The organism is Hyphomicrobiales bacterium (genome assembly GCA_017642935.1).
Classification (GTDB): Bacteria; Pseudomonadota; Alphaproteobacteria; order Rhizobiales; family MH13; genus MH13.
The window spans coordinates 1,953,006-1,967,898 of record JAEPOK010000001.1 but is presented as its reverse complement, the minus strand read 5'-3'; the positions used below and the strand labels follow the sequence as shown (position 1 = coordinate 1,967,898).

Below are 14,893 nucleotides of genomic sequence, written 5' to 3'. Positions count from 1 at the left end.
AAGCCTATGAGAAACAGCAAAAGGCCATCATCGCCCGTGAAGACGCGACCGACCGGCTGGCATTGATAACCTGTCCCGCGAACTGTGGCGAGGTGGTTGCGTCTCGTCAGACCACTTCCACCTCGATCCGATGGGTGTCGAATGTCCTTCCGTTTGCCAGCATGCTCCAGGCGATCCGAGCGAGCTTGTTGGCCAACGCCACCGCCAGCTTGTTCTTGTGCATGCGTTTTGACGCTGCCTCCAGCCACGGTCCGAAGCTGAACTTGGACCAGTTGTGCGGCCGCATCAGAATGATGTGCGCAGCCTGGACGAACAGCGTGCGCAGATAAGAGCTGCCGCGTTTAGAGATGCCACCAAGGATCGTTCGTCCGCCTGTGCTGTATTGTCGGGGAACCAGCCCGAGCCAAGCGGCGAAGTCTCGACCCTTGTCGAAGGCTTCGCCGGTCCCGACAGCTGCTACCATACCGGTGGAGATTAGAGGACCGATGCCTGGGACGCTCATCAAGAGCTGGCAGTTCGCCTCGCGCTTGGAGATCGTCTCAATCTCACGGGTGACCGCTTCAATGCGCTGGTCGAGCCACAACCAGTCCTCATAGAGCCCGACAATGATGTCGACCATCCGGGGCGACAGCTCATCCTCACGGTTCTTGAGAATGGCGAAAAGGGAATTGCGAAGTGCTGCAGCACCGGTACGCACAGTGATACCCTGCTCGATGAGGAAGGCTCGGATCTGGTTGATCGTCGCTGTCCGTCGCGACACCAGGCGTGAGCGCACCCGGTGCAAAGCCTGTAGATCGAGCTGATCCTGGGTCTTCTCAGTGACGCATCGCATGTTGGGCCGCAGGGCAGCTTCTGCGATCGCTTCAGCATCGTTGTAGTCGTTCTTCTGACCCTTCACGAAGGGCCTGGTGTACTTCGCTGGAATGATACGCGGCTGGAAGCCGAGCTTCCTCAGTGTGCGGCTCACAAAGTGAGCGCTCAGGCAGGCTTCCATACCAACGACGCAGCGCGGCAGTGCCTCAAAGGTTGGTACCAAGGCCAGGCGCTTGATCTTCTTGTGCAGAACCATTGTGCCGCCAGCATCGAAGCCGACCAGGTGGAAAACGTCCTTGCCGATGTCGATACCGACTGTTGCTAGGCCAGTTAAATCGTCGTTCTGTTTGCGCGTCATGGGATCCCGCTCCTGTTGGTGACAGGCTCAGTCTAACGACCAGCCTGCGCTGAGGGAGCAGTCGGTCCATCCCATTAGCGGACATTTGGATTTCGGGCTTTTTTAGCCTGTCGTGTAAATTGGGAAAAACATGCTAGTGAGCGCGGAGGTTCGATCCCAATAAGCAATCCGCGTCACATACGGTTGTTCCCACAAAGGAGACCCGCCATGAGTCCGACAAGTTTGGCATCAATGGCCTTCGCTGGATTTGCCTTACTGGCTGCAACCCAGTCGCTGGCTCAGGATGCTACTATCGGCTGTTCGTCGGTCGAACTCATCGTCGGCTTCGGGGCCGGCGGCGGCACCGATTTGTTCGCACGCTCCATTCAGCCTCGTATCGAAGAGGAGTTGGGCGTGCCGGTTCAGGTGCTCAATATCACGGGCGGGAGCGGAGTCGTCGCTTTCAGGGACGTCATGAGGCGCCCGGCTGATGGCTGCACGATCTTCGGCATCAATACAGACTATGTCTTGCTTGAAGTGACAGGTGCGGCCGCCGAATTGTCGCTGCTTGATATGAGCCCTCTGGTGCGGGCGCATGTTGATATCGGGCTCCTTAACGCCAGTGCCAGCGGTGCGGAGAGTTTCGAGGCCATGGTCATGACGGCCCGCAATGAGGGTCGCGACCTCCTGATTGGCGGAGTCGGTGCGGGTTCATTCGACGAGGGCGCCGTCATGATCCTGATGGATCAGAGCGATATAGGTTATCGCTTCATCCCTTATGATGGTGCGCAAGAAATGCACGCCGATCTGCTCGGTGGTCGTCTCGACCTTGCCTATGACGAGGTCGGGGTCATGCTGCCTATGGCCGAGGCTGGCCAGGTCCGACCGCTGCTGGTTGCCTTCGATGAACGGATTGACTCGCTGCCGGAGGTGCCAACGGCAGGCGAGCTTGGCCTTAACGTCTCGCCGCCGATTTGGCGTGGTGTCGCCGTGCGGAGGGAAACGCCGGAGGACATCAAGCAGGCGATCGCGTCCGCCGTCGAGGCGGCATTAAGCGATGAGCGATACCGCGCTTATGAGATCGGCCGTTCCCTCGACATTGTGCCTGGCTTCGCTGGGCCAGATGCCTTTCCGGACATCGTCAGGCTGGAAATCGAGAACTTCGCGGCGTCATTGGGCAACTAAAGCTTATGAACAACAGGCGGGTCCCAACAGCTAGCATCTTCGGTTTGGGACTTGTGGTGCTTGCAGGCGCGCTTCTCCCCTCGGCCCAGGGCATCGAGTTGTCCGGCGGCATATCACGCAATGAGACAGTCGGCCCCGACGACTTTCCGCGAACCTATTTGTGGGCATGTCTGGGGATTGGATGCCTTCTGATCCTCAGCGACATCAGGTCCCGGCCCGACCTCCCTCCAACGGGCATGCGTGCCACAGCCCAGTTTGTCCTCATTCTGGCGCTGCTTGCAGCCTACTGGCAGGCACTCAAACTTGCAGGTTTCGTCCTGCCCACGCTGATGCTTCAGGCGGTGCTTCTGGCCGTCGGCTTTGAGCGGCGCGGCTGGATGTGGCTGCTTATGGCGCCAATCTTAATGACGGCGCTGGCGGTCGGTTTTTTCTCCGAGCTCCTCGGTGTGCCGCTGCCACGCGGCAGCGGCATGTTTTACGAGCTGAACCGGCTCATCCACTGAACAATGATTGACGCGCTTCTTCCAACGATCACCCTGTCCGCCCTTGTGTTCGTGCTGGCTGGCGTTCTCGTCGGATTCATCATCGGCGCTTTGCCCGGACTCGACATCACCACCGGCGTCGCGCTGCTGCTGCCGATCACCTACGTGATGGCTGCTGAAAACGCGCTCGTCTTTTTTGCCGCCGTCTACTGTGCCGGCGTGTTCGCGGGGTCCATAACCGCGATTCTGTTCAATGTACCGGGGACCTCGGAGTCCGCAATGACCGCACTCGAAGGACACCCGTTCACGCGGCGCGGAGATCCCGAGCTTGCCTTGGGCACGGCGATTTTGAGTTCCGGCCTGGCTGGGATTGCAGCATCGGTCGTTCTGATCATGATCGCCCCACTCCTCGCACAGTTGGCGATTTTGATCGGACCTTCGGACTATGCAGCGCTTGCCATTCTTGGCCTCGCCTGCGTTTCGGCCGCACTTGGCAGCTCGATCCTCAAAGGCATTGCCGCCTCTTTGATCGGCCTGTTTGTCGGCACCATCGGCATCGATCGGATCACGTCGACCCCCCGTTTTGTGTGGACCGACGGCCTGGCCGACGGCATTGATTTCGTGGCCGCCGTCATCGGCCTGTTTGGCGTTGCAGGAATTGTGATGAAGGTCATTCAGCGCGACGACGGTGCTGCTGCCACGAAGGTGTCGTTGCGTTGGCTTGGCTATCCATCAGTGGCCCAGTTCTTTGCGCTACGCTTTGTACTGGTCAGGTCATGGTTGATTGGCGTGGTCCTCGGGATCTTTCCCGGGGTTGGAGCAACGAGCGCTTCCTTCATCGCTTGCAGCATCCAAAAGCAACTGGACCGGCGCATCAGCCCGCAAGAGGAGGGTACGCTGGAAGGCATCGCGTCAGCCGAGGCCGCCAATAACTCTGCGAGCGTTGGCGCGCTCATCCCACTCCTCTCCCTGGGCATCCCCGGCAGCGCGACTTCAGCTGTCATTTTGGGTGCGTTCGCCATCCATAACCTCCAGCCTGGCCCACTGTTGTTTGTCCAGCGACCGGAGTTGGTCGACACGCTTTTGTGGTCGGTCCTGTTCGCCAATATCATGTTTGTCGTGCTGGCCTTCTTTTTTGTGCGGCTCCTGGCACAGATGGCACGGCTTCCCTACCCGCTGCTGGCCACCGGCATCCTCACCATCAGCATAACAGGCGCGATCGCGGTCGGGGGGCTCGACACGCTGGCGGTCATGTTCGTGTTCGCGGCAATCGGCGTTGTTTTCCAGGCGCTAGCGGTTCCCGTGGTGCCACTACTCCTGGGCATGATACTTGGGCCGATAATTGAGGTTTCGCTCCGTCGTGCTCTCCTCATGAACGGCGACGATTTTGGCGCGCTCATCACCCAACCGCTGACAGCCATTCTACTGCTGGGGGCGCTTGCGGCGCTGCTCTTGCCGCGCTTCTTCGGGGTCCTTCAGTATCTAAGCCGTCGCAACGAAGGCAACAAGGCTGGGCCGCAGTGACGTCCAGCCGGACAGGCCACGAATAATCGACTTGCCTCCACTCCAGGGACTGTCTGACGCCAGATTAAGGCCCAAAGAATGAAAACGTGTGGCGGGTTGGCAACTGTGCCCAAGGAATCGGACGGCGCCTGCAATCCCTGCACCACCAAGCATTGCCGCCGCTTCAATGGCAGTGTTAATATTCCGTAAAGGAAATGCAAAGGCCGCGAGACGGCCTGCTTTTTTCGGGTGTTGGTATGGCGTATGAACTGAAGTCCAGTGCATCCTGGACGGCAATCATTGTGTGTGCGTTCGGTGTGAACGCCGCAGCGGCATCAGATTTTTTAATCACTGGCATTGATCCGACGCTGCCTGCTGTTTCGGAATTGAACGCAAAGTTTGCCATTGGCGGCGGCGCGTTCGAAGATTTTGGTGCGGGCTTTGTAGAAGGTTCGATCTCCTTCCCGGTCACCCACCAAACTGGTTTTCAGCTTGATGGGCTTGCCGGGCTCGGCGATGACGGTGGCCTCTTTGGTGCTGGCGCTCATCTGTTCTGGCGCGACCCATCAGTCGGCCTGTTGGGCGTCTATGGCGCTTTGACGAGTGTCGACGTCAACAACAATGACTACACACACTTCGCTGGCGGTCTGGAAGCAGCAGCCTATTTTGGGCAGTTCAGCTTCGAGACAATTGTTGGTCTGGAGGGTGGTGATGACGTCGAGGATGGTGTCTTCACCATAACCAACCTTGCCTACTATCCGATGGATGATCTTCGCCTTTACGCGGGCGTTCGCTATATCCAGGAAGACCTCACAGGGGCGGTTGGCGCCGAGTATCAGTTCACCCCGAATGGCGCGCGGCACGCATTGGGTGTGTTTGCTGAAGGCCGCTTTGGCGAAGACAATGCCGAAATCTGGGGTGGGCTGCGCCTCTACCTTGGGCGACCGAACACACTGGTCGGCCGTCACCGTGAGGATGATCCAAACAATCCGTCGCTGGATTTTCTGTTTGAAGCAACCGTTGCGGCACCGGCTGCAGGAGCCGTTGCACCATCCACAACTGCTAGCGCTAGCACCTCAGAGTGAGCTAAGAGCTGGGCGTCGCGCCGGTGCGCCTAGGCAGGATCCTGGACCTCGCTCACAAAGACTTTCCGCTTGCCGTTGGCCATAGCGGGGATTTCTGTCACGCGCTCCAAAGACACGTCTGCACGGAATCCAAAGGCGTCCTGCACCTGTGAAACGGCACTCTTTAGCGCGTCAATGCCAGGGACATCATCTGCCTGATAACGGACGAGGAATCGTCTTGGTTCTCGCTGAACGATTTGGATTGCCGCAGCGCCAAGCAGATAACTTGTCTTGGTCAGCACCTGCGCTGTGGGCCGAAACAATCCGCCATCAGGATGGTGAAAAAGGTCAGCACGGCGTCCGGTGATTTCAGTTAGGTTGACGCTCTGCGATCGGTAGCAGTCCGGCTTACCCAATCTAACGTCATCACCAAGTTCGTAGCGGATAAGGGGCATGGCATAGCTGTAAAGCGGTGTGGTGAGAATTCGGCCGATTCCGCCATAAACCACCGGCTGGCTGGCATCATCAACCACGTCCACATGCGTGACTTCATCGACAACATGGAACCGTCCGCAATCCGGGCACTCAAGTGCGATATGACCCACTTCTTCCGCGGAGTAGTTGGAGAGAGGGCGCGTACCGAAAACCTTAGCAATAACTTCGTCAACGCTCTTACTTCGAGGCTCGCCATAAACGCGAAGCGTCGCCAGCTCGAAGCTGGGCCGAATACCGCGGCTTAGGTAGATGTTGGCGATGGCCAGCAGCTGCTGCGGCCGGATTTTGAGATGCTGCGGCTTGATCTCTTCAAGCCTTTTCCAAAGGTGATCCGTCGGCAACTGGGCGTTGATGTTGATATGCTTGCCAGGTTCGTCGAGTGCCTTGTAAACGGGTGCCCAATACTCGTCCTCAAACTCCGTTGGCCCGCTGGAAATCGGACGCGCGGAAATGGTAACCATTAGGCCGTCCGGCTCGCTGGCGTTCCATTGGTCAAATCGACGAATGACACACTGCGTCGCGATCTGCTGTGTATCGGTCCACAGGGTGCGCACGGGTTGGCCCGTCGAACCCGACGTTTCCGCGATGAGCAAACCACCAAAATTCTTGGGCACGTCGGTGCTTCGCAAGGCTTCGAACTCTTCCAGCAGCTCCCCCCGCGTAAGGGGTGGCACATCTCTCCAGGCTTCAAGACGAAACGCGCCACCTGCATCGAACAGCGGTTTGAGACGCTCTTCGTAGAAGGGCGTCGTTTCCCAAGCATGACGACACAGGCGCTCAAGCATGATGATGTGTTGAGCGTGGAGCTCGTCGCGCGAGCGCGTCTCACAACTATCAAGAACGTTGCAAAAGCCGCGCATAATCTCGTCGTGGTTCATTCACGCACCGCGATCTCATCGCCGGTTTGAACCGCGAGCTCTTCGTTCACGGACCTCACAACGTCCCGCACTGCCTGTTCACCAATTATGTCGTTGAAGTGTTCAATGATCGGATCGATGGAGAGGCCCAACTCCTTGTGCCCAATAAGATAATTGCGAATTCGATCTTCCCAGACAAGCGGATAAGGAACCCCCATCGGTCGACCGAAGCGATGAACCCATCGCAGGAAAGGCAGGCACAGAGTCCGTCCACCGTTCTGCCGAACCTTCTCATGAAGATAGCCTTCCTCACCGCCAAATCCTCGAAACAGTGGATTGAAGCACGGCCAAGCATCCCGACGACACGCAAACAAAGCAGCCCCCTGCATAGGAATGTCAAAGGGCTCTGCGTCGGGGTCCTTTCCTCGATCATCCTCAGCCCAGGTGCCAAACATGCCCCCACGCCAGATGGGATCCCAGTGCGTGTAGATCGAGGAAAGGTTGTCTCTGATCAGAGGACCCTGAAGGAGATCGATAGTGTCGGGGTTTTCTCGGAAGTATTGATCAAGGCGAGCGAGGGATCGGGGGGCAAGTAGCACATGGCAATCGATCACGAGAACAAAGTCGCCCGTCGCTTCGTCAAAGATTTTCGCCTTGGATGCAGATGGTCCGGTAGTGTCGCCAAACGGTAGATATCTGTAGTTAGAAATCCGTTTCTCAAACTTTTTGAGCGCTTCAGCGCATGGTCCGGTGGGGTTGTTGTCAATCACCAGGATTTCTGTCTGGTCCATCACCTCGGGATGGTGCAGCCTCAAAGACTGAAGCGTGAAATACACGCCGTCATAGTCATCAAAGGTGGCCATCCCAATCGTCAGGCGCTTCTTGCCATGGGCCGGTGTTGGCTTTGGAGCAGGGGAGACAGCTCTGGTCGGCGCGCCACCCACAGCCGCGACCGCTTTTACCAAGCCTGACAGTTTGGGCGCCGGCAAACCGCTGCCCACCAGCGCATCGATCAGATCGATGGTCCGGTCGAGCTGATCTGGCGCTCCAAATTTTAATGAAACGAGGGGAATATCAGCAGCCATCGCCACGGCCATATCAAAGCCACCGCCGTCAAGTTGGGCTGCGTTCAGTAGGCATCCACTCAACAGAACTGCTGCTTCATCAGGATCGACAATAGCAGCTCGTAAATCAGCCCCATTCTCAAAGAAAGGAAATAGGATCAATGCGGGCGACAAGCTGTGGGTGGGGCGCTCCGCATCGAGCAGGATCAGCCTTTGGCTCACCGACCCATGCAGTTCCCGAGCTTTCAGGATGGGAAACTTGGACGAGTTCCTAGATGCCCAAGCATCCAGCACAACAGCGCTCTGTTGAGTTTGCAGCCGATTGGTGTCGGGCGCGTATAGGGTCCAGTCTGAGCCAGCATAGTCGAACGACCGACCTGCGAGCCACGCTGTTGCCATAGCGCGCCCGGGCTTCCCCGTATCCGCGACCAGAAGCGCAACCCCATCCTGAATCAACGTATCGGCGTGGATGGCCAGCTCTTTGGTCTCACCCTGGGTCGCAACTCTTGTGAGTGAAGCAACACACTGTGAAAGAACATCGGCCTCACTAAGCCCAGAGGCCAATGTCCCTAGACTGTCGAACAAGGTGAAAGTCGGTTGACCGTAAATTTCGGAAAGCTCAACCAAAACTGAATGCGATGCATGTCCAACCGGAGAATCCCATGGTCCGTAAATCTTCCGCAAGATCTCCGCCACGGGTTTTGGGCACTGCACATCTGCGGCTTCCTTGCCAATTGAAATGATGAGGCGTTCCATTTGCACATCTATCAAGGATCATCCTTTACAAGGCTTGCTGAAGGCTGCTTCAACCGTAATGCTGCAACGCGCGGTGCACCACAATTAACACTCCGGTCAAACGGTGAGCGTATTGAACGCAAGCGTCCAACCTATCGGCATAAGCTGCCTCTGCCGGACTTATGGGCGTACAAGCCTGCTTGAAGAGTCTATCCAGTCGTTTCTGTTCCAGGATTTTCCAGGTCCCAAAGAGCTGATCATCTTGAATGACTTGGACGCCCAGGAGCTCCGTTTCTCCCATCCAGACGTGACCATTGTGAATGTTACCAAAAGGTGTCCGACGCTGGGCGAAAAATGTAACGCGATGGTTGAGCTTGCCCGTTTCGACGTGCTGGCACCATGGGATGATGACGACATCTACTTGCCGTCACGCCTGTCTACGTCTCATGCGCGATTGAAAGACGGTTTCTTCAAGCCCCGTTCAGCCTTTTTCCTGCAGCAGGATCAGATCATTGGAATTCAAGAGAATCTATTCCACGCCCAGTCAATGTATGAAAAGGCCCTTTGGGAGAACGTCGGCGGATATCCTTCTACCAATGTCGGTGAAGACACCATTTTCGAGAAGCGCCTGCGGACCGAGTTTGGTAGCAGTCCTTCTGACCTCTTACCCTCAGAACTTTTCTATATCTATCGTTGGCGTGATGTTGGCCACGTAAGTGATACACGTACGCGAGATGCCGGTTTGGACAGCTACGAGAGTTTCGATCAATACGTGCGCAATCGAATCGAAACCGGCGAGGAACCGGAAGGTGTGGTCGAGCTGAGACCAGCTTGGAGAACTGACTATCTTTGGAAGGCTCGATTGTACAACATGGGCCTTGGCGGCTTGGTCCGAACCAGCTGGTAAGCATGAGCTTCTGAGTTAGGTCTCTGGGCAGCTGACATCGATGGCAGCAACCTACGTCTGGTTATTGGGTATCCAGCGTCCGCTCCCTGCCCCGGTCGGCCATCTGCCGAAACACTCCTCACGACTGCTATGGGGATTCACCAGTCACACGATTCTTGCCCAAAGCTTGCCCAGAAGCCTCAATTGCGCCTCAGCTGAATTAGCACAAACCCTGCTGTTTGCGATCACATGCGCCCACTTGCACTGGCCGACTACACTGCAACCAACAACCAGTGTGGTTTTCGGTGGTTGCGGCCCCCGTAACCAAACTAATCTGTTGATTTGCAATATATTTTCAGGTCGGCGCACCGGCGGACTGAACACTGCTTTTGTGCTCGTGGAAGCACTTGGCATCAAGCTATGGCCTGTATTTTGCTGCGTCAGCATGCCGCTCTCTCTTTGACTGATTCTTCGAACGAGCAGGTTCTCACCCGAGTTACGCTGACGGATCACGCTTTCGGTCCTCCGTTGCATCCAAATGGTGAGAGTCCGGCAGTCGTTCCGTTGACGGGATTGCAGTCGAGAGAGATGCTCTCGGCCGCCCGTCGCAGAGATGATCCCATGACGAATGTTGAGATTCTGAAGGGCCGGCGCAACGCAAGCGGTGACTACAAAGTGGATTTGTCGCGAGGCGGCCACTATGGCCGCGTATCCTCGGAGTGGTTTTCGCGGCAGGATGATGAGAAGTATCTGTCGCTGTCGGAGCTCTACGACCCGGTGAAGGGCCGCGCCGAGCGTGCCCGGACGCGGACGGTCGGTCCCGTTTCAAAATCCGCACACCTCAGCATCCACCGATATCGTTCCCATGAGTTTGGCATTAGAGTTATAGAAGATGGATTGAATGACTGCTCCAGCAGAAATTACGGGAATAGTGGCTTCAACACTGCATTGGCGTTCGTACCAATGGGTGACTGCTTCTTCTCCAATTGATGTTTCCTGGGTGTCGATTGAATACTCGTAACGTAATACGGAACCGGACGCCTCAATGCTATTAAGTAGCGTGATGTCGTCTAGCTGCCTCGGTGCTTGGCCCTCCGCTGCCATTCTGACAAGCAAACCTTCAAGGCCGTGTTCGCGCAACAGGATGACGGCTGCGGTCAATTCATCCGTTTCACTGGCAACAGCGTCTTTTAACTGGGTCGGAAAAGCTATGGCAAATAGTCCAACTACCATATGCAGAGTAAGGCGTGTCGATCTCAAGAGTATTCTCACTACAATTCGAAGTCTCCCCGTGTCTGATCGATATCTAAAATTGGTCGGCTGAAAGTGACCTTGCATGATGGGCATGCCGCATCCTAGCGCGGGCTTGCAGAGAACGCGAATGCCCGCTTTCCGCCGTCTGCGGGCATGAGTGTCTCCTATCCCGATCAAGCGCAACGAGGCCGTACCGAACCGCAACCATGTTTTGCCATCAATACTATGATCCCATCCTTAGGTTGCTTTTTGCCGTCAATGCTCAATCCCATCCCACATCCCGACAGTGGTATCCCGCTTGAACGCAATGCGACACCCTTTGGCGGCAACGCATTCTCGCTCAGTCGCATACCGTACTTATGTGTGTCGCGCTGAATTCACTCAAGAATTGAGCGACAGGAGTGTTTTTGATCCGTGAGAAACAGCGATTTATGGCCCAGATTCAGAGAAACCCGAAAACAGCAGGGTTTGATACAGTCTGGCAGCACAGCCAGCGATTTCCCGCGTATTCGATCGATCCTGGTGTCGCCGTAGGCTCCTCCTGCCTCGCTTGCTCGTGTGCGGTCCATTCATTGGGCGCCGGAGATCATCTCGCCGACTGGCGTTGATGCATCCGCGGGGAAAAGGCTGACCTGGATCAAGGCAAGGCGCAGGCCGGGTCCTCTTAAATGCGCCCAGCGCCGACCCAGTCCCTCCTGGCGAGCCATCTCAAGGCCTGGACCACCTATCCGAAAGGCTCATTGGGGCGGCCGGTGTCTTGGCGCGGAACTTGCGAATTTGAAGCCAGTTAAGTGTTCCATCCGCGTCACCAGAAGGACCTTTCGATCATGGCACCACCCAGCACTGCCACCGTCTCGGTAAGCCAAGCAACGGCCAAGTCGCTACCGGTCATCGACCTGTCTGGCTTTGGCGAGGGAGACGCCGCGCGCGACGCGGCGGTCGCACAGGCCATGCAGGACGCGTGCGAGGACAAGGGTTTCTTCTACGTGGTTGGCCACGGGGTCGAGCCGGATCTCATCGCGTCGCTGCGCGCGCAGGCAGAAGCGTTCTTTTCCAAGCCATTAGACCAGAAAGAGGCAGTCTCCAAAGACCTGTCCGCCTGCAATCGTGGTTATGAAAGGCTCGCCGCGCAGACGTTGGAGAAGGGCGGTTCGCCCGACCAGAAAGAGGGCTATTACATCGGTGTGGAGGTGCCTGAGACCGACCAGCGCGTGCTCGCTGGAAAGTTCAACCATGGCCCCAATCAATGGCCCGCCGACATGCCGGCATTTCGTCAGACGGCTGATGCGTATTTTGAAACCATGCTCGCCTTTGGGACCAAGCTGATGCAGGCCATGGCGCTGTCGCTGGACCTGCCACGTGACTATTTCGCGGGCTTTACCGCCGATCCAATGTGCACATTGCGACTGTTGCACTACCCGCCGCAACGACCCAACGCTGAACCCGATGAAAAGGGCTGCGGCGCGCACACCGATTTCGGTGGTCTGACCTTGCTGTGGCAGGACGAGGTTGGTGGCCTAGAGGTGCTCGATGAGGAGGGCTGGATTCCGGCCCCACCGATTGAAGGCGCATTCAACGTCAATTTGGGTGACATGATCCAGCGCTGGACCAATGGGCGCTATCGCTCAACGCTGCACCGCGTGATCAATCGCTCTGGCCGTGAGCGCTATTCCATCCCGTTCTTCTATACGGGCAACCCAGACCATGAAGTGCGGTGCATCGAAACGTGCCTCGCGCCCGGTGAAACGCCCGCACACCCGCCAATCACAGTCTCCGAACATCTGCAGGCCATGTACAGGCAGACCTACGCCCAAGGCCCTGATCGCAACGCCGCCCACCGCCAGGAGGTAAGCCCATGATACCAGTCCTCAACTTTCAGGATTTTCTCGGCCAAAACAAACAGCGGTTCGTGGAAGATGTCGGTCAGGCCTGCCGTCAGACCGGCTTCATGCTGCTGGCCGGCCATGGTGTCGATCGCGCGCTGATCGACCGCGTGTTCCAGTGTGCAGAAGAGTTCTTTGCGCTTGATCTGCCCGAGAAGAACCGCCTTTCCATCGCCAATTCCAAGCACGACCGCGGCTATGCAGCCATTGGGTCTGAAAAGCTGGATGAAAAGAGCGGTCTGATCGATCAGAAAGAGGCGTTCAATGTCGGCGCTGACCTGACGCCCGATGATCTGCGGGTGCAGACGGGTATGCCCTATCGCGGCGTGAATCAGTGGCCAGCCGGCAAGGAAGAGTTCCGTGAAACGCTTATGGAATATTACGATGCGATGGAGTCTTTGGCGGTGGAGTTGCACCGCGCCATCGCGCTCGATCTCGGCCTGGATGAAACGCATTTTCATCCCTATTTGGACGATCCCATCGCAATCTTACGCATGCTGCGTTACCCGGCCTCGCGCGGCGTTGATGGCGACATCGGTGCCGGAGCCCATTCCGACTATGGGTCGATCACACTTCTCATGACCGATGGCACGGCGGGACTGCAGGTGAAGCCGCGCGGCTCGGACTCATGGGTGGACGTGCCCCATGTTGAAAACGCGTTTGTCGTGAACCTTGGCGACCTGCTGATGCGTTGGACAAACGATGTTTATGTTTCAACGCCGCATCGGGTGATCCCGCCGGCGCGCGAACGCTACTCCTTGGCTTTCTTCTTCCAGCCCAATCCCGAGGTTGTGGTTGAAGCTCTGCCGGGCACAGGCAAGGCGCATTATCCGCCGATCACATCGGCCGACTATCTGACCCAGCGTTTGACCGCAACCTACGCCTGATCGACCGTCCTAGACGTTGTAGAGCCGCTCCATCGTGGCTCGGTGGTCGGCAAGCGCCTTGTCCAGATCGAAGGCGGTGAAAGTGCCGTCTTCTACCACCCGAACGCCATTGATGAAGGAGTGGTCGACCTTGAAGGGGCCGCACCAGATGAGCGCGGCCAACGGGTCACGCTGTGAGCCGGACAGCCCCAGATGATCGCGGTTCACGGCAATGAAGTCGGCGCTCATGCCCGGTGCGATCTGGCCGATATCGTCTCGGCCCAGGAGCTTCGCGCCATGGCGCGTCGCCATGCCCAGCGCTTCACGGGCAGACAGCGCTTGCGGCGAGCCAGCGAACCCGCCGCGACCGCCCGGCTTTTCGGAAAGATAGCGCGTCGGCGCGACCCGCTGCAGCGATATGCCAAGCCGCGCTTCCAGGAGCAGATTGCCGGTGTCGTTGGAGGCTGAGCCATCCACGCCGAAGCCCACCGTCACGCCAGCATCCAACATCTCGCGCGCCCGCATGATCCCGGAGCCGCACCGCATGTGGGCAGACGGGCAGTAAGTCGCGCCGGTGCCGGTGTCGGCAAAGAGCTTGATCTCGCGGTCGTTCAAAAAGATGGCGTGGGCAAACCAGACATCATCGCCCATCCAACCCACACTCTCACAAAACTCGATGGCCCGCATGCCGTAGATCTCGGTGCAGTATGTCTCCTCATCCAGCGTCTCGGCAATATGGGTGTGCAGCCGCACGCCCTCATGCTGACGGGCGAGCTGCGCGGCCTCTTTCATCAACCCGTCGGTGACGGAAAAGGGCGAGCAGGGCGCCAATATGATCCGGTTCATCGCGTGGCGCGACATGTCGTGATACTCGTGAATGAGGCGCTCGGAGTCCTTGAGGATTGCCTCTTCATCCTCCACGCAATTGTCCGGCGGCAGGCCGCCCTGGCTCTTGCCGCGCGACATCGCCCCTCGCGAGGCATGAAAGCGCATGCCGATCTCACGCGCCGCCTCAATGGTGCTGTCCAGCGTGCAATCGTTGGGTAGAATGTAGAGGTGGTCGGATGCCGTGGTGCAGCCGGACATGATAAGCTCAGCCATAGCGATTTTGGCCGACACCTTCACCGCCGCATCGTCCATTTGCGCCCAGATCGGGTATAGCGTCGTCAGCCAGGTGAACAGCACATCGTCCTGCACCATGCAGCGAGTCATATTCTGATACATATGGTGGTGGGTGTTGATCATGCCCGGCATCACGACATGACCGGACCAGTCGATGACGCGGTCAGCTCCGGCGGCTTCGTCGGCCAATTCGGCTGTCGTGCCGACCTTTTCAATCACATTGCCGCGCACCAGGATCGCGCCGTCGGCGATCTCGCGGGCCTCATCATCAAAGGTGCCCAACACGTCGATGTTCTTGATGAAAAGTAAGGCATTTTCGGCAGTTGTCACGGCAATTGGTCCTCCAA

General features: G+C 57.6%; 12 protein-coding genes. 7 read left to right on the top strand and 5 right to left on the bottom strand.

Going from position 1 to position 14,893, the window contains the following annotated elements:
- Window positions 1-106 precede the first annotated feature (106 nt).
- Entirely contained in the window at window positions 107-1,171 is a 1,065-nt protein-coding gene (locus tag JJ917_09330) for an IS110 family transposase (protein ID MBO6699021.1), read from the bottom strand.
- 207 nt (window positions 1,172-1,378) lie between these two features.
- On the opposite strand from JJ917_09330, the gene JJ917_09325 reads away from it, so the two are divergent.
- From JJ917_09325 to JJ917_09310, 4 genes are all read left to right on the top strand, one after another.
- Window positions 1,379-2,335, top strand: a complete 957-nt coding sequence (locus tag JJ917_09325; protein MBO6699020.1) for a tripartite tricarboxylate transporter substrate binding protein — start codon at window positions 1,379-1,381, stop codon at window positions 2,333-2,335.
- A 56-nt stretch (window positions 2,336-2,391) separates the two neighbouring features.
- Complete coding sequence (locus tag JJ917_09320; GenBank protein ID MBO6699019.1) at window positions 2,392-2,838, top strand: tripartite tricarboxylate transporter TctB family protein; 447 nt, start codon at window positions 2,392-2,394, stop codon at window positions 2,836-2,838.
- A gap of 3 nt (window positions 2,839-2,841) precedes the next feature.
- Window positions 2,842-4,341: a tripartite tricarboxylate transporter permease gene (locus JJ917_09315; GenBank protein ID MBO6699018.1), complete on the top strand. Its 1,500-nt coding sequence runs from the start codon at window positions 2,842-2,844 to the stop codon at window positions 4,339-4,341.
- Window positions 4,342-4,577: 236 nt separating this feature from the next.
- Complete coding sequence (locus JJ917_09310; GenBank protein ID MBO6699017.1) at window positions 4,578-5,405, top strand: hypothetical protein; 828 nt, start codon at window positions 4,578-4,580, stop codon at window positions 5,403-5,405.
- Window positions 5,406-5,434: 29 nt separating this feature from the next.
- Here JJ917_09310 and JJ917_09305 read toward each other — a convergent pair whose 3' ends face one another.
- Together JJ917_09305 and JJ917_09300 are read right to left on the bottom strand one after the other, a co-directional pair.
- Complete coding sequence (locus JJ917_09305; protein ID MBO6699016.1) at window positions 5,435-6,757, bottom strand: phenylacetate--CoA ligase family protein; 1,323 nt, start codon at window positions 6,755-6,757, stop codon at window positions 5,435-5,437.
- Window positions 6,754-8,556, bottom strand: coding sequence for a glycosyltransferase (locus JJ917_09300; protein MBO6699015.1), 1,803 nt, complete (start codon window positions 8,554-8,556; stop codon window positions 6,754-6,756). The genes JJ917_09305 and JJ917_09300 overlap by 4 nt, the downstream gene beginning before the upstream one ends.
- 103 nt (window positions 8,557-8,659) lie before the next feature.
- Here JJ917_09300 and JJ917_09295 point away from each other — a divergent pair, with 103 nt between their 5' ends.
- A complete protein-coding gene (locus JJ917_09295) occupies window positions 8,660-9,442 on the top strand; it encodes a glycosyltransferase family 2 protein (GenBank protein MBO6699014.1) in 783 nt (260 codons plus the stop codon).
- A gap of 804 nt (window positions 9,443-10,246) precedes the next feature.
- On the opposite strand, the gene JJ917_09290 is transcribed toward JJ917_09295, so the two are convergent.
- Window positions 10,247-10,768: a hypothetical protein gene (locus JJ917_09290; GenBank protein ID MBO6699013.1), complete on the bottom strand. Its 522-nt coding sequence runs from the start codon at window positions 10,766-10,768 to the stop codon at window positions 10,247-10,249.
- A gap of 734 nt (window positions 10,769-11,502) precedes the next feature.
- On the opposite strand from JJ917_09290, the gene JJ917_09285 reads away from it, so the two are divergent.
- The gene (locus JJ917_09285; GenBank protein ID MBO6699012.1) at window positions 11,503-12,534 is read left to right on the top strand and encodes an isopenicillin N synthase family oxygenase; all 1,032 of its coding nucleotides are present in this window, start codon (window positions 11,503-11,505) and stop codon (window positions 12,532-12,534) included.
- Window positions 12,531-13,445, top strand: coding sequence for an isopenicillin N synthase family oxygenase (locus JJ917_09280; GenBank protein MBO6699011.1), 915 nt, complete (start codon window positions 12,531-12,533; stop codon window positions 13,443-13,445). Before JJ917_09285 ends, JJ917_09280 begins: the two co-directional genes overlap by 4 nt.
- A gap of 9 nt (window positions 13,446-13,454) precedes the next feature.
- On the opposite strand, the gene JJ917_09275 is transcribed toward JJ917_09280, so the two are convergent.
- Window positions 13,455-14,876 carry an 8-oxoguanine deaminase gene (locus tag JJ917_09275; protein ID MBO6699010.1) on the bottom strand — a complete coding sequence of 474 codons (1,422 nt, stop codon included), beginning with the start codon at window positions 14,874-14,876 and terminating at the stop codon, window positions 13,455-13,457.
- Window positions 14,877-14,893: the final 17 nt, after the last annotated feature.

Bases quoted from the DNA above. Each gene is read 5' to 3' on its own strand.
- JJ917_09285 (MBO6699012.1), top strand. From the start codon at position 11,503: ATGGCACCACCCAGCACTGCCACCGTCTCGGTAAGCCAAGCAACGGCC.
- JJ917_09280 (MBO6699011.1), top strand. From the start codon at position 12,531: ATGATACCAGTCCTCAACTTTCAGGATTTTCTCGGCCAAAACAAACAG.
- JJ917_09310 (MBO6699017.1), top strand. From the start codon at position 4,578: ATGGCGTATGAACTGAAGTCCAGTGCATCCTGGACGGCAATCATTGTG.
- JJ917_09325 (MBO6699020.1), top strand. From the start codon at position 1,379: ATGAGTCCGACAAGTTTGGCATCAATGGCCTTCGCTGGATTTGCCTTA.
- JJ917_09290 (MBO6699013.1), bottom strand. From the start codon at position 10,768: ATGCCCATCATGCAAGGTCACTTTCAGCCGACCAATTTTAGATATCGA.
- JJ917_09315 (MBO6699018.1), top strand. From the start codon at position 2,842: ATGATTGACGCGCTTCTTCCAACGATCACCCTGTCCGCCCTTGTGTTC.
- JJ917_09305 (MBO6699016.1), bottom strand. From the start codon at position 6,757: ATGAACCACGACGAGATTATGCGCGGCTTTTGCAACGTTCTTGATAGT.
- JJ917_09300 (MBO6699015.1), bottom strand. From the start codon at position 8,556: ATGGAACGCCTCATCATTTCAATTGGCAAGGAAGCCGCAGATGTGCAG.
- JJ917_09330 (MBO6699021.1), bottom strand. From the start codon at position 1,171: ATGACGCGCAAACAGAACGACGATTTAACTGGCCTAGCAACAGTCGGT.